The organism is Pseudomonas sp. LAIL14HWK12:I7 (assembly GCF_000483465.1).
Classification (GTDB): domain Bacteria; phylum Pseudomonadota; class Gammaproteobacteria; order Pseudomonadales; family Pseudomonadaceae; genus Aquipseudomonas; species Aquipseudomonas kermanshahensis.
The window spans coordinates 122,029-141,160 of record NZ_KI519606.1 but is presented as its reverse complement, the minus strand read 5'-3'; the positions used below and the strand labels follow the sequence as shown (position 1 = coordinate 141,160).

General features: G+C 63.5%; 12 protein-coding genes. 4 read left to right on the top strand and 8 right to left on the bottom strand.

Translation table 11 applies throughout. The features are described from left to right. Positions 1–17 precede the first annotated feature (17 nt). Positions 18–4,898, top strand: a complete 4,881-nt coding sequence (locus tag D886_RS0123425) for an NEL-type E3 ubiquitin ligase domain-containing protein (protein ID WP_081717543.1) — start codon at positions 18–20, stop codon at positions 4,896–4,898. Between the two features lie 7 nt (positions 4,899–4,905). Here D886_RS0123425 and D886_RS0123420 read toward each other — a convergent pair whose 3' ends face one another. Continuing rightward, positions 4,906–7,377 (bottom strand): UvrD-helicase domain-containing protein, encoded by a 2,472-nt coding sequence (locus tag D886_RS0123420; RefSeq protein ID WP_027596212.1) that lies wholly within the window; start codon positions 7,375–7,377, stop codon positions 4,906–4,908. Between the two features lie 221 nt (positions 7,378–7,598). Here D886_RS0123420 and D886_RS0123415 point away from each other — a divergent pair, with 221 nt between their 5' ends. Next, positions 7,599–8,297 (top strand): pirin family protein, encoded by a 699-nt coding sequence (locus D886_RS0123415; RefSeq protein WP_027596211.1) that lies wholly within the window; start codon positions 7,599–7,601, stop codon positions 8,295–8,297. A 218-nt stretch (positions 8,298–8,515) separates the two neighbouring features. Here D886_RS0123415 and D886_RS0123410 read toward each other — a convergent pair whose 3' ends face one another. From D886_RS0123410 to D886_RS0123380, 7 genes are all read right to left on the bottom strand, one after another. Next, on the bottom strand, positions 8,516–9,415 hold the full coding sequence (locus D886_RS0123410; RefSeq protein ID WP_027596210.1) for a transporter: 900 nt from the start codon (positions 9,413–9,415) through the stop codon (positions 8,516–8,518). 43 nt (positions 9,416–9,458) lie between these two features. Continuing rightward, a complete protein-coding gene (locus D886_RS0123405; protein ID WP_027596209.1) occupies positions 9,459–10,520 on the bottom strand; it encodes an NADH:ubiquinone reductase (Na(+)-transporting) subunit F in 1,062 nt (353 codons plus the stop codon). A gap of 11 nt (positions 10,521–10,531) precedes the next feature. Further along, positions 10,532–10,891 carry a phenol hydroxylase subunit P4 gene (locus D886_RS0123400; protein ID WP_027596208.1) on the bottom strand — a complete coding sequence of 120 codons (360 nt, stop codon included), beginning with the start codon at positions 10,889–10,891 and terminating at the stop codon, positions 10,532–10,534. A 73-nt stretch (positions 10,892–10,964) separates the two neighbouring features. Next, positions 10,965–12,479 (bottom strand): aromatic/alkene/methane monooxygenase hydroxylase/oxygenase subunit alpha, encoded by a 1,515-nt coding sequence (locus tag D886_RS0123395; protein ID WP_027596207.1) that lies wholly within the window; start codon positions 12,477–12,479, stop codon positions 10,965–10,967. A gap of 32 nt (positions 12,480–12,511) precedes the next feature. After that, positions 12,512–12,781 (bottom strand): MmoB/DmpM family protein, encoded by a 270-nt coding sequence (locus D886_RS0123390; protein WP_027596206.1) that lies wholly within the window; start codon positions 12,779–12,781, stop codon positions 12,512–12,514. Beyond that, the gene (locus D886_RS0123385; protein WP_027596205.1) at positions 12,778–13,773 is read right to left on the bottom strand and encodes an aromatic/alkene monooxygenase hydroxylase subunit beta; all 996 of its coding nucleotides are present in this window, start codon (positions 13,771–13,773) and stop codon (positions 12,778–12,780) included. Before D886_RS0123385 ends, D886_RS0123390 begins: the two co-directional genes overlap by 4 nt. 55 nt (positions 13,774–13,828) lie before the next feature. After that, the gene (locus tag D886_RS0123380) at positions 13,829–14,086 is read right to left on the bottom strand and encodes a phenol hydroxylase subunit (RefSeq protein WP_027596204.1); all 258 of its coding nucleotides are present in this window, start codon (positions 14,084–14,086) and stop codon (positions 13,829–13,831) included. Positions 14,087–14,458: 372 nt separating this feature from the next. Here D886_RS0123380 and D886_RS0123375 point away from each other — a divergent pair, with 372 nt between their 5' ends. Next, positions 14,459–16,162, top strand: a complete 1,704-nt coding sequence (locus D886_RS0123375) for a sigma-54-dependent Fis family transcriptional regulator (protein WP_027596203.1) — start codon at positions 14,459–14,461, stop codon at positions 16,160–16,162. Positions 16,163–16,301: 139 nt separating this feature from the next. Next, complete coding sequence (locus D886_RS0123370; RefSeq protein WP_027596202.1) at positions 16,302–19,094, top strand: amino acid adenylation domain-containing protein; 2,793 nt, start codon at positions 16,302–16,304, stop codon at positions 19,092–19,094. The last annotated feature ends 38 nt before the right edge of the window (positions 19,095–19,132 follow it).

The window sequence follows — 19,132 nt, the reverse complement described above, 5'->3', positions numbered from 1 at the left end:
CTCAAGAGGTCGGTACCATGACAAGCACCCCACCCTTACATCACGCGCAGATCACGCGCACGCTGCCGCTATGGAGCAAAGCCCTGCACCCCGACCATGCCGAACGCGTCGTGCAGCGGGTACGCAAGGATTACCTGACGGCCGATGGCACGCCTTACAGCTGGTACGCCAGCGCCGAACCCGAGCAGCGCCTGCAACTGCGCCTGCTTGTCGAGACCCGCGACACTTGCCTCGCCCAGCTCCGTCAGGCACTGCCCGGCTTCAAAGGCATCATCGAATTCTGCCAACCGCTGCTGACCGAGCGCCTAGGCCTGAACGTGGCCGTGGACCAGGCCCAGTACGTGTTCCAACCCTTCGAGCCGATCAGCAACCCGTGGGTCGGCGTGCCCGACCCACAATACCCGTTGGTGCCGGAGCAGCCGGTAGACGTGCTCGCAACCCGCCCCGTCGGCGCGCCGCAAGCGCGCAGCTTGCTGGAAGCGGCCCTGCACAACTTCGAGGGCCTCACGGAAGTCGGTGCCTATAGCCGGCTGACCCGCGCCGCAGGCGATGAGTCCCCCTTGCAGGGCCTGAACCTAGCCAGTTTCGTTCAGCAATGCCGGGCGCTGGACCTGGGCCAACAGTATCAGGGCCACCTGCAGGCTACCCATGAAGGCGCGAACCGGCTGGAGGTCGAGCGCCTGTCGATTCAAGCGAGCCGCGAGTGCTTGCGGGTGCAGGCGCAGGTTGCCTGGCTCAAGGGCTTGCTGAGCGAACGCGGGCGCACCGCACTGATGCAACTGTGCAGCAATGTGACCGCCCCGGCCTATGGTGAACACAATCTGCAGTGCTGGCGTTTAAGCCTGTTCGATACCCCACTGCACGAAATCCTGCTTATCGGGCCTGATGCGCCGCACCAGAGCAACCCTTGCATCCTCTACATCCCAGACGACAGCGAGCACCCAGTGCGCGAGTTTGTCTCGATCCAGGCGGTCGGGCAGCACCTGCGGCACCGGCTGCAGCGCAGCGAATTCCGCCGTGCCTTGCTGCAGTTCGCCTACAAAGACCGGCAAGTGGAACTGTCGGCCAAACTGGAACACGCGCTGTTCGAGGTGGATGCGAACGGCAACCGCACGCTGCGCAGCAATCCGCTTTTGCACGTTACCCCTTCGCCTGTGGGCAATGCGCCCTGGCCGACGTTGTACAGAGCGCACCTAGCACGCATGAAGGCCGACGCCAAAACCATCGCTGTGCCCACCGCCGAGGTTGATGCCAAGGCGCGTAACGCGCGCCTGCAGCACTGGTTCGAAATGGGCATGAACGTACTCAATGTCGCCGCGTTCTTCGTGCCGGGCCTGAACACCGCTATGCTCGGGGTATTTGCCTATGACCTGATGAGTTCGGTGTTCACCGGTTTCGAAGCCTGGGAGGAAGGCGACACCGCGCAAGCGCTGCAGCAGGTGCAGTCGTTGGCCATCAATGCCGCAGTGATCGCCGGGTTCGCCGCAGGCGCCAAGGTTATCCAGGCGTCCGGTTTCGTCGATGCGCTGAAGGCGGTGTGGCAGGAAGACCGCGAACTGCTGTGGCACCCAAACATGGCGCCGTATGCCAGCAATGTAATGCTTGCTGAAGGTGCAAAGCCCGATGCGCTCGGGCTTCATCAACACCAGGGCAAGGCTTACATGGCGCTGGAAGGCACCCTGTATGAAGTGTTCCAGGACCCTGAACAGCACTGGCGCGTGCGTCACCCTGACTCCCCTCAGGCTTATGCGCCACACGTGCGGCCGATTGGCGATGGCCGCTGGCAGCTGGCCCATGAACATGCTCACGAGTGGGACGACATACAGCTGCTGCGCCGTCTCGGCCATCGCAGCCAGGGGCTGGACGATGCGCAATTACTCACTGCCCTGCGCAGCACCGGCACCGACACGGCCAGCCTGCGCCGTGCCCATGCTGCTGGCTTACGCCCCCCGGCATTGCTGGCCGACACGCTGCTGCGCCTGCAGCTGGATAATGAAGTGGGCACCCTCATAGAACACGTACGCCACGGCCTGCCGCTCGCGGCCCACAAAAACTATGCCCTGCCCGAACTGCTCAACCTGCCGAAGTGGCCGCAGGATCACGTACTCAAAGTCTTCGAAGGCCCAGAGCCGTGGGGCAAGGCAGTGCGCTATGGACCGCCTGCCGTACCAGGGCAGACAGAGATCGAGATCACCCGCGCCGACCTCGACAGTGGCGCACTGAGCCAGACCGTGTTGGCGCAGATGGATGAGCCCACGGTGCAATCGATGCTAGGTGATACCCCACACGCACAACGTGCCTCGGTACTGAACGACACGCTCGCTGAGCATCTGACCCACCGCCGCAAGGCGATATTCAACAGTTTGCAGCAAGGCCATCGTGAACCGCAGAGCCCCGCAGCGCAGGCCCTTGCCCGCCAGTTCCCGGGGCTGCCGGACAGCGCCCTCGACGAAATCCTCGACCATGCCAACAGCACTGAGCGTCAGCGCCTGGGCGCAGGCCGAGTACCCCTGCGCATCGGCGAAGAAGCCCGCTTGCTGCAAGCTCGCACCAGAATAGACCGAGCCCTCATCGGGCTGTATCGGCACAGCCTGGCCAACACGGACAGCCAACTGCTGCTGCAAGCATTGCAGGCCGAACACCCCCAGGCCATAGCGGTCGAACTGTTCGAGATCGCGCTTGCCGATCGGCAGCACTGTGCTGCCTTGCTGGGCCAACAGCCGATCAAGCCAGGGTTCCGCTCACCCCTTCGGCTGGCCAATGGCAGGCTCGGTTACCCGCTCAGTGGCCGTGGTGAGACGGGGGCGGCGGCACGCCGTTTACGGGTGCTCTACCCAGAGCTCGACAACGCACAAATCAGCGCATTGCAAACCGAGCTGACAGAAGCCGGCGACCTGGGCACAGCGATCAACCGCTTGGAAGCTGAGCAACGCAGCTTGGACCGTGATCTCGGCCGCTGGATCGAGACCGCGCAAGACCTGGAAGACCGCCGAAGCCGCCAGCAATGTGCCGAGCGCCTGATGAGCGCCTGCCGCCGTGAGGGCGGTGAACAACGCAACCTGTTATGGCTGGAGCGTATTCGCTTGCGCGAGTTGCCAACCCTCACTGCCGCCATGCCGCATATCCATGAATTGCGGCTCGACGGCTTGCGCCTGGAGCGCATGGAAGGCGCTTTCCTGGCCAACTTCCCTCACCTGCAAGCATTGGACGTGATCAACAATCCGCACATGAATGCCGAAGCCTTGTTCGAGGCGCTGCGGTCCGCCCCCCGGCTGCGCGATCTGAACCTGACCGGCAATGCGTTACGGGCCCTCACGCCTGCGGCTCGGCAAGCCATTGGCGCGATGCCGGGCCTGCGCATACTCAATTTGCGCAGTAATTTTCTGGAACTGGATGACGCCAGTTTGCAATTTCTGACCCGCTTGCGCCTGGACGCACTGGGCCTTGGGGACAATCACATCACCTTGGATCAAAGGCTTGCCGCACGCTTCCAGGACATGGTCCATCCACAGGTCTTGCACCTGGATTTCAACCCGCTACACGTGGCCCCCGACCTGCGCTTCATGGCCCGCCTCAGCCACCTCAACCTGCACCGCTGCGACTTGCAGCAATGGCCCGAAGGCCTGACCACCCTGATGAGCCAGCCACAGTACCGGCTGCGCTACCTTGACCTGTCTTACAATCGCATCCGCAACGTGCCCGACCTACCTGGGGTTCTACGTACACCGTTTGCCCGTGATGTCTCAGCGCGTTTGCCTGAACGCCGCTGGCTGTTCAACTACAACAACCTGGAGGCCGAAACACGTACACGCCTGGGTGACAGCGGCGTCAACGTTTTTGAACACGCGGGGGCGATGCCCGAGTGGCAAGCGCTGTGGCGCAACCCGGCGAGCGACGCCCAGGAGCAACTATGGCGCGATCTGTTCGAGCAGGGGGAGAACAACGACCTGCAAGGGGTCTTGGAACGCCTGAGCCAATCCGCTGAAGCACAGCGCGATGCGCAGAGCCTGCGCAACCGTGTCTGGGCCTTGCTGGAAAAAGCGGCTGGGGACAGTGCGCTGCGCGAACGCCTGAACACGGTGGCCCAAGACTTCCCGCCCACCTGCGGGGATGCCGGGGCCGACGCCTTCAGTGCCCTGGAGATCGAAGTGCTGGCTTACGAGGCGGCGGGCGGCGCCGGTACTCGCCCTGGCGAGTTGCTGGCGCTGTATCGCAAGCTGTACCGGCGCGATCAGGTCAACCAGTTGGCTGACCGCATCAGTGTCCGCCGGTCGTTACGCAAACAGGCGCTGCAGGACCATGTATTCGACGAGGCACTGCCGCCTCATGATGTGCTGGATGATCCCGCAGCGTTCCCCGACGGCGAACTGCAAAACGGCCTGGTGGACGATATCGAGCTTCGCCTGGCGTTGCGCCAGTCACTGGCCGAGCCGCTGGGCTTCCCGGAGCCCAGCCACGGTATGCGCTACCGTGACACGGCCCAAGTCAACCAGGTCATCATCGACCGGGTCGAGGCCGCCGTACTCGCCCTGGACGCCGACACCGATGCCCGGCTGCAATGGCTTATCGAGCAACCGGGGTGGGTAAGCTACCTGAAGCGCGAGTATGCCGCGCAGTTCATGTTGCTCACCGACTTCTGGCGACAGGGCCACGACTACCTCTTCTACTGCCTGGATGAGACCCAGGAAGCCGTTACTCGCTTGGACAGTTCGGTGATAGGTGCGTTGAGCGACGCCCTGCCAACGTCGCCCGTGGACGAGCTGGGCAACCTTCACCGCGTGCCACTCAACGATGGACAGTTCGACCGCGCCATGCGGGCATTGACCGCTGAACAGCAAGCGGTGGAAGCGGGCCTGCTGGCCAGCCTCACCCGACAGGCGCAAACCCTGGGCGGCTAAGCAGCCCTCACTGGCCGCGCAGGTCTTCGAAGAAGGCCTGCCGGCCATCTACCTGGCTCGACGCACGCGGCGCCGCCGGCGCTTCGCTGTTGGCCGCTTCCACGTGCCAGTAGCAGTGCCTGACCGCACGCGTGACCGCCACGTAGGCCAAGCGCTGTACTTCTTCCTTCTGCGCAGTATCGAATGCCTGGGCATCACCGGCCTTACCCAGGCCGGCCAGGCGATAGACCTGGTTCTTGTAAGGCGAGCTGGTCAGGTACTGGCAGTCACCAAGCATGAACACCGCATCGGCCTGCAAACCTTTGGCGCTGTGGTAGGTCAACTGCCGCAGCCGGCGTTGCTCGGCCGGCAGCGCTGCCTCAGCGTGCAACACGGCCTGCAGGTGGTCGTTCATCAGGGCTTTGTCGCTGCCCTTGCGGTACAGCATCATCACCGACTCACCGCGTTGATAATGCTCGATCAGGGTCTCGCCCAGCGCGGCCTCGTCGCGGTCGAACACCTTGACTGGCGAGCCCGGCAACTCGGCTGCCGGGCCACTGGCGCGGGCCTTCTTGCCAGTAATCGCGGGCGTGCCCTTGACCAGGAATTCCGCCGCATCGATGACCTGCTGCTGGCACCGGTAGTTCTCGACCATCATCACCCGCGTGTTGGCCGGTGACACAAAGGCCTTGGTGAACTCCATGAAGTACTTCGGCGAACTGCCGCGCCAGCCATAGATCGATTGCCAGTCGTCACCCACGCACAACAGCGACGAATGCTGGGCATTACGGCCGGTGTGCATCGACGGCCCACGCCGGCGGATCTCGGCAAGGCAGGCACGCAGCCAACTGACGATTTGCGGCGAAACGTCCTGGAACTCATCGATCATCAAATGCGCCAGGGGCCTGAGCAAGGGGTCGGGCAGCAGTTGCAGGTTTTCCGGGTTGTTCTCGCTAAACAGGGCAAACATGCGGTTGTAGCTCATCACCGGCGGCGACTGGTCCAGCAGGTGCGCCTCCAGGGCCTTCCAGTACAGCGCCAGGGCTTCGAAGAACAGGCCGTCGCTGTCGCCTGCCGGGAAGCTCATCGCCGCCACGGCGCCGTTCACGTCAAGCCCCAGGTTCTCGATGAAGTTGGCGGCACCGACAAAGGCGTCGAGCAGCGGTGCCGGGGCCAGTTCGCCCTTGACCTTGTACTCGAAGCCGGGGCCAGCCACCGCATCACCGGCCAGGGAGGCCGCCAGGCGTCGCGCGGCCGCGTAGTTGTCCAGCCAGATCAGCGGTTTGTCGCAGAAGGCCTGCAGCAGGGTGCGCTTGACCGCCCATTCGGCACGCACCGCCAGCTTGGCGCCGGGGCGCTGGTACTGGGCGCTTTCCGCGGGGTCGAAACCCAACACCACCCAGGGCCCCCGCCCCTCAAGGCGGCCATGCACATGGAAACGGCTGCCACGGATTTCGACCGTGTCGCGGCACGGCTCGATGCCTTTGATCGGCCAGGCGCCTGCGGCGAACCACAGGTCTTCGATGACATCGCACAGCTCTTCGTCGCGCTGGGCGGCCAACTGGGTCACCTGCGCACGCTTTTGCACGTCCGGGTGGTTAGGGTCCACCGGCTTGAGCTGCAACGCTTCGCTGCGCAGCAGGCCAATGAGTTCGGCAAAGCGCGGGTTATCACCCAGCAAGGTGCTGTAGCAGAGGTTCAGTTGTTGGCGCTGCGCATCGTTCAGGCGCAGGTCGAACGGGTTGCTCTCGGCTTCGGCCTCGCGGCCCGCCGGCATCTCGTTGCCCAGTGTCTCGAACGCGCGCACCTGGCCAAAACCTGGCAGGCTGCGCACCAGCGGCAAGATGCGCGAATGGAAGGTGCGCACCAGCTCGCGGGCCAGCGCGGGCTGCAGGTCGATCTGCCACAGGGCGAACACCTGCAGCAGGCGTTTGATGAAGTCTTTGCGCGATTCGCGGGTGAAGGTGACCACGGTCATCGCGTCCAGCTCGTAGCCCAGGTAATGGCGCAGCAACAGAATGCGCAACACCAGCGAGGTGGACTTGCCCGCCCCTGCCCCCGCCACCACACAGGTGGACGGCGTGTCGCTGAAAATCAGCTTCCACTGGGCCGCGCTGGGTTGCGCCTCGGCGGGCAGGCGCTGGGCCACATCGGCCTTGAAGCGCTTCTTCAATTCGGCGGTCAATGGCAGGCGCCAATCGTCGAAGAGGTTGTCGTCCTGGCCGGGTACGGCGGCGGTGTCAGGGCGGGTATCGCGGATGACCAGCACCTGGCGCCCCGCCTCGTACCCTTCAACACGCCCGCGCTCGAAGCCTTCGCGCACCCCGTCGGCATGGCCACTGCGCTGGCCTGTGGCGTGGCCGAGGAACCAGGAGTCGCGATGCTGGGCTTGCAAGCGGGTCAGGCCCCGCCCCAAAAGGCGGGCGGCCAGGCGGCGAAACCACGGTAACTGGGCAGGTGGGGTCAGGTCGGCAGGCGCCTGGGGATGCTCGTGGGCCACGGTCACTCCGATGGAATACAAAATCAGCGTGCCATGTTCGCCGCATCCACCAAAAATCACCAGCGAATGCTTGCAGATCAGTGGATTAGGCGATGAAACGGATAAAAAGCCGCAACCTTAATGATCTACCAATTCGATCATTATTAGCCGATATTTACGCTTATTTCCGATCTTTCTTTGTCGCATCATGGCGTCATTCCACTGATTCAAGGAGCACGACCATGCTGCAACTGCGACCGTTCGAAAGCCTCGGCCACGCCAACCACGGCTGGCTCGATGCCCACCACCATTTCTCGTTTGCCGAGTACTACGACCCTGCTCGCATGCACTGGGGCAACCTGCGGGTCTGGAACGATGACCTGATCGCCGCCGGCAGCGGTTTCCCGCCGCACCCGCACCGTGACATGGAAATCATCACCTACGTCCGTGAAGGCGCGATCACCCACCAGGACAGCCTGGGCAACAAAGGCCGTACCGAAGCGGGTGACGTGCAGGTGATGAGTGCAGGCTCCGGCATCGTGCACAGCGAATACAACCTGGAAGACGTCGATACGCGGATCTTCCAGATCTGGGTAGTGCCTGAGCGAGTGGGCGATGCGCCGACCTGGGGTACCCGCCCTTTCCCCACCGGTGAGCGTGGCGAAGGCTTCGTGACCCTGGCCAGCGGGCGTGAAGGTGACGAAGACAGTTTGCAGATTCGCACCGATGCCCGGCTGGTGGCCGCGACCCTGCGGGCTGGGGAAAGCGCCGAGTACCGCTTCGATGCCGGGCGCCGTGGCTACCTGGTGCCGGCCAAGGGATTGGTAGAGGTCAACGGCCTGCAGGCGAAAGCGCGCGATGGGGTGGCGATCGAGCAAGAGGACGTGTTGCGGGTGACGGCCATCGAGGACAGCGAGATCGTGCTGGTGGATGTTGCCTGAATCGATTGCCTGCTCCCATAGAGCAAAACTTAACGCATTGAGCTAGCAGCGACTCTGTTGGAGCAACTGTCTTGCTCATTGATTTAGCGGCGACTCTGTGGGCTTGCCCCGCGAACACCGGCGAAGCCGGTGCCATGCACCGCGTAGCTTCATTCGCGGGACAAGCCCGCTCCCACAATGTGAACTGCCCCCAAGAGGCTGGGCAGTTTCCCTGAAAGTCAAAACGGCAACGTCAGCTTCACCCAATACGCGTCCCCTTGGGCGCGGTTACGCACTTCGGTCTCCTTCGACCATTTCGCCGTCACAAACCACCCCCCCTCGCCGCTGTATTTGATCGACGGCCCGATGGCAAAGCTGCGCCCTTTGTTATCTTCAATACGTTCGCCGTCCTGGCGGTCGTCAGTCGTCTGGCGGTAGTAATAACCACCTACCCCCAACACCCACCCGTTGCCCAGCCCCCACCCCACCGCATAGTCGACATGAAACTCCTGCCCAGACCGGTAATCGGTATCCGGGTTGCTACGGTTGAAGTCGTACATCACCTTGGCATCCAGGTTGAGCCCTACGGGGTCGACGTAGCTCATCGCGTACACCGGCTCGAACACCCAGTAGTTGCGCCCAGGGTTGGCCAGGTCGTGTTTGTCGTAACGGCCAGTGGGCGCAATCATGTCGAAGGCCAGGATGCTGTGGAACTTGTCGCTGTGGTGAAAACCCAGCGCCGGGCCAAAAATCACGTCCCCCAGGCCACGGTTGTGCTGCGACTGGCCATCGACCGAAACCTTCAGGTCCACCAGCGGCACAATCGCGTGCAGCGCAAGGCTGCCGCCCAATACCGTGTAATCACTCACCCAGATCAGGCGTGGCACGATCGCATTGGCGCGCACGCGAAAGTCTACCGGCAGCTTGCTGCCGTCGTTACCACGCAGGTTGTCGGCCTCATCGTGGTTGACGAACAATTGGCCATAGACACCCGGCGGCGGCATGGCGCCGGACATGTAGTTTTCGGCACCGAGCGGGTACGACGTGCCGCCCCCTTCGGTGGCCTGTGAAAGGTTGGCTGCACCGAACAGCGTGGCGCAGGCGGCAAGGCGTAGCAGGTTGGCAAGCTTCGGGTTCATCGGGTCAACCTTTGTTGTTGTTATCGGTCGTGCAATAAGCCGGTCAGATGCGCTTGAACAGCGCCGAACGCTGGCCTTCACCTGCGGCATCAGCAGCGCTATAGAAGCGCTCCATAAAGATGTCGCGCTCGAACAGGCGGCCCTGCATCAGGCAACTGATGGCGGCGTCGATCATCGGTGGCGGGCCGCACAGGTAGGCCTTGTGGCCGTTGAAGCGGCCGTCGAAATGCTGCTTGGCAGCGTCGTGCACATAGCCGCGTACCCCCTGCCACTGCTCATCCTCGGCTGCCTGGCTAAGGGCTGGCACATAGCTGAAGTTGGCATGGCCGGCCGCCAGCGCTTCGAACAGTTCGCGGTTGTACAGCTCGGCGCGGGTACGTGCGCCCTGGAACAAGGTGATGTGCCGCGTGTCGCCCCGCGCCAGCAAGTCGAGGATCATCGACTGCGGGCTCGACAGCCCTGAGCCACCGGCGATGAAGATCAGGTCGCCCGGTTGAGCGCTGCGCACGAAAAACTGCCCGTAAGGGCCGGACAGGCCCAACGCATCCCCCACCTTGAGTTGCCGGTGAATGTGCCCGGTCGCCACGCCGCCTTCCACCAGTCGCACGTGCAGCTCCACCTCATCGGGCCGGTCAGGCGGGTTGGCCAGGGAGAACGCGCGTGTGCCTTCGATGCCAGGCAGCTGCAGGTTCACGTATTGTCCGGCCTGAAACGCCATCGGCCGGTCGAGCTTGAGGTGCACGCCGCGAATGGTCGGCGACAGCTCAACCAGTTGGGTGACCACGGCGCGGTAGTCCTGCACCGGCAAGCCGGCAAAGTCAGGGTCGACGTCGATGTCGGCCTCGATCACCAGGTCGCTTTGTGGAATGGCACAGCAGGCCAGCACCTTGCCCTCGTCGCGTTCCATGTCCATCAGGGCAAAGGAGGACGCCGCCCCCAGGTCGACCTCACCTTCCAGCACCTGGCACTTGCAGGTCGCGCAGGTGCCGTGGCCGCAGGCAAACGGCAGCCACACGCCCTGGCGCAAGGCAGCCTCGAGAATGGTCTGGCCTTCCTCCACCTCGATCTGTTCACCGGTGGGTTCGATGGTGACTTGATAGCTCATGGCAGCGCTCCTCAGTTATGGCTGCCGCCCAGGCCTTCAAGGCCGGGGGTATGCAGGTGCAGCAGGCTCTTGTGGACCACACCATTGGCGGCCAGCCCACTGGACAGGTCAGGCGTGAATGGCTGTTCGTCCAGGCGCCAGCGTACGGCGGTGAAATCCACCTGCGCGGCATCGGGGTGCAGGGCAATGGCCGGCTTGACCACGTGCTCGATGAAGGCCGCGAACGGCTGCGCCGGGTCCACGGGCAGGGTGAACGGCGCGCAGAACAGCAGGTGGTTTTCCCAGCACAGGTACACCAGCTGGGCGCCGTGGAAGTTGGCCTGAAGGTCCAAGGGTTGGGCGGTGTAGGCGCCGATGGCGGTCACGGGCATGGCAAGGTTCCTCTTGTTCTTGTTTGGGCCCGGGCGCAGCAAGGCGCCCAGGCAGTTGCGGTGTTTTGGCGGTTCAGCCGGCCTTGCGCCCGGCACGTTGCAAGGCCTCCCAGCGCTGCTGCTCGGGCGAGCCCTGGTACTCGAAGTTGTCCTGGCCGGGGGCGATGTTGTAGTAGTCGCGCACCACCGCCTCGACATCCCCACCGCCACAGTTGCCCTGCAGGATCTGGTGCACCGGCAGCCAGGCCTGCACGTATTTGTCGGGCTCGTAGGCGAAGATGTCGCAGCAGCCATCGGAGCAGAAGTGGTAACGCTCGCCTTCGTGCAGCAGGCTGCGGTGGCTCAGTTGCGTGGGCGCGTCCGGCTCGGTGAAGGCCAGCGGGATCTGGCAGATCTGGCAGAGCATTGGCAGGGTCGGGTTGTAGAAGCGCTCGCCGCGCGCCTGCAAGTCACGCCAATGCTCGTAACGCGGCCGGTAGTAGCGGTCGAACGTGTCTGGGTACTTGGCCGAGAGCCAGTCCAGCTCCTCGTCGGTGGGGATCCAAGTATGGAAGTTGGTGGCCTGGCTGTACTGGTAGAAGATCGACCAGGCCTGGTGGCTGATGTGTTCTTTGCCGATGGTGGTCTGCTCGACGTATTTCGGCGGGCGGATGCCATAGCGTTCCAGGTCCTTGAACAACGCGCCGCCAGCCTGTTCGAAGTACACCTCCCAGGCCTCGGCCCACGACATCACTTTGTTCGGCAGCATGTAGTCCATCATCATCCCAACCAGGGTCAGCAGCCGGTAGCCACGCCAGAACCATTTGTCGATCCAGCGCTGGACGATCGGCACGTTGTCCTCGTGCTGCTCGAGCAAAAACTTGATCACCTCAAGGCCCAGGGTCATGTGCCGGGCTTCGTCCGACTGCGCCGAGAAGCCGAAGGTGACGGTGGCCATGTCGCCGTTGAACGCGGCACCGGACATGAACGGCACGAACAGTAGGTTGGTCAGCACGTACTCGAAGGAGAACGAGATGGCCGTGAGGAACTCGAACGGGCCAGCCGTGCGGGCGTCCTCGAAAAACGACTTGGGCACCGAGAGGAACCACACCCGGTCGTGCATGTGGGCAAAGTCATGCAGGCCGTTGAAGTGCTTGTTGTAGTGGCTCATCGCATGCACTTGGGTCTGCACGTGGCGCAGTTCGTCTATCGCCTGCATCTGGCAGGCCACCCGCGCACCGGCACCGCCAAAATGCCGGCCGACGCGGGCGAAGCCTTGGTAGGCCTGGTATTCCAGGGGCGTGACACCACTCAAAAATAGCTTCAACGCGTTGACGTAACGGGCATCGGAGATGTTCTGGTGGCCATTGTTCTGGGCGAAGGCGTCGAAGATCGCGTACAGCTTTTTCTCTTTTTCGGCCTGGTATTTCCAGTAGGCGTCCATGGTCAGGCGGAAGGGGTCTTCCCACTTGTCCCAGTCGGTGATCTTGATGCCCTCGAAGCGTTCGTAGGGGTAGATCGCGTCCTTGCTCTGGTAGCTCGGTTCCCAGCCCAGGTCACGGGTCAGGCAACGGTATTTGTCTTTCTGGTTGAGGCGCTTGGCGGCCATGGTGGCTCTCCGAATGCTGGTCGTTGGGTGGGTCAGTTCCAGTGCAGGGCGAAGCAGTCTTCGTCTTCCTCGACGTTGCCGCCGAGGGTGATGACGTCGATCAGCATTTCCTGCACGTCCCATTCACGGCCGGTCTTTTCCTCCACTTTGGCGCGGTGAATCTCCAGGCGCCCTTCGGCCTGCACGCGGATCATCGCGGGCTGATGCTGGACGACTGCGTGCGGGTTGTCCTGGGTGATGGCCTCGACGATGTAGCGGGCGCTGTCGTTGTCCTGGAAGGCGATGTAGACGAGGGAAGTCATGCGGCGTCTCCACTGAGGCCGAGTTTTTTCAGGCGTGCGCCAAAGGCGCTGTCGATGGCATCGAGGGCTTCGCGCCCAGGGCCGACCTCGGCCAGCGGCAGCAGCGCCTCCCGTGCGCGCACGCGCCACTGGGCCACCCAGCCGTCGACCAGCTGGCGGTTGTGTGCGCTCTCCCCGACCACGGTCTTGACCAGCGCATCGACCCACCGCTGGCTCTCGGCAAACCACAAGCGCATGAACTCGGTGAGCATGCCGACCTGCCCTGCCCCGTCCGCCACCAGTTGTGCATCGAAGTGCTCGAACAGCAGCGGGTACAACAGCCCATCACTGACCAGGTTTTGCGCCAGGGTCAGCTCGAACCAGTCCTGCACCACCAGGCTGTCTTCGACATAGCGGCGCAGCCCTTGCCAGGCCGGTTCGTCCAGCCAGCGCTGCTTGGCTTCGGCCAGCAATGCCAGGCCGTCGTCTTCGAGTAGCAGGCCGATGCGCGACAGGTACTGGGCAATGGCCAGGCGGTCCATGGCCTGGAACATGTGCATCTGGGTGACGCTGGTACCGAAGGCGTCCGCGGCAATGCCGCTGTTGTTCATGTTGGCGCCCAGTTCGGCATGGCGCAGCGGCAGCAGTACGCGGGCGATCAGGGCACGGGTTGCGACGGGCAGGCTGCCCAGCAGTTCGCGCTTTTCGCAGAAGGCGAAGCTGTGCTCGGCGTTTTCCTGCATGCGTGCCCGGGCCTGCACGTAGGTGCCGTAGTAGTACTGGCGCGGGTCGCTGACGGTGTACCAGTCGGCCATGCACACGGCGGTGCGGCTGGGGTCGTTGAGCAGCTTGTCGGGCTGCCACAGCGGGCGGTAGTGGAAGTTGCTGGCGGCTTCGATGTCGAAGCTGGCTTCCTGGTAGCGGCTGGCAGGTTTATCGCCGAACCGCCGGCGGGTGTGGCTGAAGGTCTGGCGGATCGGCTCGACCGTGGCCGTCTTGATCTCGATACTCATGCAAGGCGTCCTGTACTTGTTGTTGTGGGGAAGCAATGCGCCGGCAAACGGCGCGTCAGTCGTTGTCGTCGTGGCGCTCGCCGTAACGCCACTTCTGCATGTCGGCATCGACGGCAGCGGCCATTGCGGCGTCCATGTGAAGCACCCGGTTGCTTTCGCAGAAGCGCGCGAAGGCAGCGCGTGGCAAAACCAGTTCGACGAACAGGTCCGGGTAGGCGATGGCAAAGTCGAACTCGACGAAGGCGGCGTCCGGCGCGCTGCGTACCCGGACGTAGCGCGGCATCTGCTCGAAGGGCGTGGTGGCTGGGGTCATCGGTTGTGCTCCGGTAAGGCTTGCAAGGGCTAGAGCAACCGCTGTGCCAGGCCTGCTTCCAGAGCAGGAAAAACAATTCAATTCATTGATTTAAAACGATTTTTACACCAATCAAAGATAAGCCGAGACGCGATCAAGCGGCCGCCGCAGCCCGCCCGATTGATCATTTGCTCAATCGCGCAACGGCACTTCGAGCAAATGACCAACGCGTGCTGCGATTGACTTTTGCGTAGGTTTCAGGCGGTTTAGAAAGAAGAGATGACCCGAGCCTTGCCTGAGCCGCCGAGGTCGTCCCGGCGCGACCACCACCCGCCCACGCCTGAGCGGAACGCGCCGATTCCCCATACAATTACAAGCAAGGGGCGCACGCGAATGATTACCCAGTACAGGGCGCCAGAACCTGCGCCGGCGCTGAAGGACCTCACCGAACGGGTGCGTTTCCTCGGCACCGAAGGCAAGATCTGGCTGGACGAACAACGCATGCTGCTGGTGCAGGCGGCGATGATGGCCGGTATGCGCCGCGAGCTGATCGAAATGCTCGGCGTCGAACGCGCCAAGGGGTTTTTCCTGCGCCTGGGCTACCAGTCCGGCCTCAAGGATGCCGAGCTCGCCCGCAAGCTGCGCCCCAACGGCAACCCGGTGGAGATGTTTTTCATCGGCCCCCAGTTGCACTCGCTCAAAGGCATGGTCAAAGTCCGCCCGCTGCAGCTGGAGATCGACCTCGACAACGGCCATTTCTACGCCGACATCGAATGGCAAGACTCTTTCGAGGTGGAAAACTGCCAGCAAGAAAACCTGCAGTCCGAGCAACCGATCTGCTGGATGCTGCTGGGCTACGCGATCAGCTACAGCTCGTTCTTCCTCGGCCGCCAGGTGCTGTACAAAGAGGTCAGCTGCCGCGGTTGTGGCGGCAGCGAATGCCGCATCATCGGCAAGCCGGTGGAGCAATGGGAAGACGCCGAAACGTTCATGCGCTACTTCCAGAGCGACCCGGTGATCGACGAGTTGCAGTCCTTGCAAGTGCAGGTGGCCAACCTGCGCCAGCGCCTGCAGTACGAGTCGGGGCAGTTCTACGGCATCGGCCAGTCGGCGGTGTACCGGCGCTGCTGCGCGCTCACCGACAAGGTCGCCTCGGGCAAGGCCTCGGTGTTGCTGCTGGGCGAAACCGGCGTCGGCAAAGAAGTCATCGCCCGCAGCCTGCACCTGCGCAGCGAGCGCGCCGGTGCGGCGTTCGTCGCCCTGAACTGCGCGACCATACCGCCCGACCTGATCGAGGCCGAACTGTTCGGTGTCGAGAAAGGCGCCTACACCGGCGCCCAGCAGGCCCGCATGGGCCGTTTCGAGCGGGCCAACGGCGGCACCCTGTTCCTCGACGAAATCGTCGAGCTTACGCCACGCGCCCAGGCCAGCCTGCTGCGGGTGTTGCAGGAAGGCGAACTGGAGCGGGTGGGCGACAGCCGCACACGCAACGTTGATGTGCGGGTGATCGCCGCCACCCATGAAGACCTGGAGCAAGCGGTCAAGGACGGGCGTTTTCGCGCCGACCTGTTCTACCGGCTGAACGTGTTCCCGGTACGCATCCCCGCACTGCGCGAGCGCCGCGAGGACATCCCGCTGCTGATCGAGCACTTCCTCGGGCGCCTGCATGAAAGCTACGGCAAGAAAACCCGCGGCCTCAGCGACCGGGCCATGGAGGTGTGCCTGCATTACGACTGGCCGGGCAACATCCGCGAGCTGGAAAACCTCATGGAGCGCGGCGTGATCATCACCGATGAGAACCAGAGTATCGGCCTGGATGCGTTGTTCCCGCATGCACCGCCCGCCATCGACAGCATCGGCCTTGGCAGTGATGGCCGGCTGGTGGCCGACAGCGACCTGCAAACGCCAGGCTGGGTGGCGCAGATCTTCGACAGCGGCACCGGCCTGGATGCCGTCGAGGAGGCGCTGATGCAAGAGGCCATGGCACGCTGTCGGCAAAACGTTTCGGAAGCGGCGCGGCTGCTCGGCATGACCCGCCCTGCCCTGGCCTATCGGCTGAAAAAGGCACCCGGCGAAAGCGTGGCGGGTAAGCCTTGAGCATTTGGGGCCGGAAAGCGGCCCCAACATTTCAGCGCCCACGCAAATACCGCAAGCGCATTGGCGCCATTCACTGCCCTGCACTAGCGTTGTGCTATCCAGCCAGCCACTTGCCGTTCATGCGGAGCGAACACACAACATGCCGGATCTGCGCCCGAACCCGACGCTGAGCCTTGATTACCGTGCCGAACAGCCGATTTTCCAGGCCTTTGTGGAGCAGGCGAGTCGCTCGCCCGAGGCAACCGCGATCATTGCCCACGAAGCCACCTGCAGCTATCGACAACTTGAGCAGATCAGCCAGGGTATCGCCACGTACCTGCTCGAAAATGGCGCCATCGGTGCCGATCGGGTAGTGATTGTCGCAAGCCGCGGCGCGGCGCTGGTCTATGCCATGCTCGGCGCCTTGCGCGCCGGGCTGACCTTCACCGTCGCCGACGCCGCGTACCCGGCTGCACGTATCGGCCAGATCATCCGCACCCTCGAACCTGCCTTTGTAGTGCGCTGTGGCGACGTCGAGGTCGAACCTGGCCGTGCGCACTGCGTGAACGTGCCGCACGCCCCCGCTGATGCCCTGCAACACTTCCCCAGCCTGTCAGCGCCCCTGCCCGCAGTCAGCCCTGCTCAGCCGGCCTACATCACCTTCACCTCGGGCAGCACTGGCGAACCGAAGGGCATCGTCACCCATCATGCGCCGCTGGTGCACTTCGTCGACTGGCACGTACAGCAACATGGTTTTACCCAGGATGACCGCTTTTCGCTGCTATCCGGCTTGGGCCACGACCCGGTTTACCGCGATGTGTTCACGCCACTGTCGATAGGCGCCACCATCCTCTGCCCGGCCCAGTCCACCCTGACTGACCCGTCGCGCCTGGCTGCGTGGATACACGACCACGGCGTGTCCGTCATCCACCTGACGCCGCCTTTGGGCAAACTGATCGAAACCGGCGCACGGATGCACGGGCTGCTGTTCGAACGCTTGCGTTACCTGTTCTGGGGCGGCGATGCGCTCAGCCCTACGCTGTACCAGCAGATGTGTGCGATTGCGCCACACGCCACCAGCGTGAACTTCTACGGCACCACCGAAACGCCACAGGCCATGGCCTTCCACGTGCTCGACCCGCACGCGGACAACAGCAAAATCCCGTTGGGCAAAGGCATAGGCGGCGCGCAACTGTTGCTCGTCAACGAAGCCAACCACCTGGTCGAAGCCGGCGAAGTCGGGGAAATCCTGATCCGCAGCCCCTACCTGTCGCTGGGGTATTGGGGCGACCCGGCTCTGACCCAGGAAAAGTTCGTGGTAAACCCGTTCACCGGCGCCCCGGCCGACCGCTGCTACCGCACCGGCGACCTGGGCACGTACCTGGCCGATGGCAGCGCCACTTTTCTGGGGCGCGGCGACAGCCAGGTGAAAATCCGCGGCCATCGCATCGAACTGGCGGAGATCGAAAACGCCATCACCCGACAGCCGCGCATCAAGCAATGCGTGGTGCTGGCCAACCATGACAACGCAAGTGTCAGGCTAGTCGCCTATTGCGTCGCCGATCAGCCCATAGCGACCGCTGAACTGCGCCAGGCCATCGCAGGCATGCTGCCAGACTACATGGTGCCGGCGATGTTCCTGTTCGTGCCGAGCATTCCACTCACGCCCAACGGCAAGATCGACAAGCGCGCCTTGCCTGCGGCTTTCGATGACAGCGCCTCCAGCACCCCGCAGGCGCTGTCACCGCTGGCGTTGAAACTGACCGAGGCCTGGGCGCAGATACTGCAGGCTCCGCACATCGATGCCCGCCTCACCTTCGTGGAGCTCGGCGGCGACTCGCTGTCGTTCGTCCGCGCCTCGATGGTGCTGGAAGCGCTGATCGGCCACTTGCCGGATCGCTGGGAAATGATCCCGGTACAGGACCTGGCCGAACTGGCCGAACCAGGCACCCCGGCCAACACGTGGTCGATGCGGGTCATGGAAGTGCCGGTGTTCCTGCGCATGGTCGCCATTCTGCTGATTGTCGTCGGGCATTTGAATGTGTTTTCCGAATGGCGGATTGCAGGCGAGACGTCGGTGCTGTTCCTGATCTCCGGCATCAGCCTGGCCAGGTTCCAGTTCAAGGCCATCGATGAGCGCGGCGATGCGCGCATGCTGCTCAAGTCCCTGGCCGCCATCGCGGTGCCGACAATTCTGTACACAGTACTGGTGCAGGCAGTGTTCGACCGAGTCCACTGGCAATCACTGCTGTTGATCTCCAACTGGTTCCCGCCCGACAAGGTCGGCGTGTTCAATTACTGGTACATCGAAGTGCTGGTGCAGATGCTGCTGATCCTCGGTGTCGTGTTGTCGATCAAGCGTGTGCGCAAGGCGATCATCGCCAACCCGTTCCCCTGCCTCATCCTGGCCTCGTGCGCACTGGTGGTGGCCGATGTGCTGCTCAGCCGCTTCGTGTTCGACCCCACAGCCCTGCTCAACCGGGTACCTCAGCATTACCTGGCCGTGATGGTACTGGGCATGGCCATTCACTACGCTGATACGACGCTGCGCAAAGCGGTCGCCAGTGCGGTGGCGCTGCTGCTGATTGCCGAGCTCGACCTGGTGGCCGTTGCCGGCCTCGGCTGGCAGGCCTTTGCCCGTTACATCGATATCGCCCTGCCGGCGATGCTGGCCTTGATCTGGTTCCGGTCCGTGCCCGTGCCGGGCGTGATCGCCAGAGCGGGCGCGATGATCGCCTCGTCCACCTTGTTCATCTACCTGACGCACTTCCAGTTCCAGTCGCTGGCACGGCGCATCGTCGATCAGCCGTTGTTCGCGGTGGCCCTGGCCCTTGTCGGTGGCGTGGTGGTGACGTACTGCTGGAACACGCTGACCCGGCACGTCATTACACGCCTTGGCGGGCGGCGCAAAACGCGTGGCGCGCAGGCCGTGGAACGCGCGACCTCCCCTTGAAGCGGTAACGCTGTCGGCCCGCGGGTCATTGCCAAGCC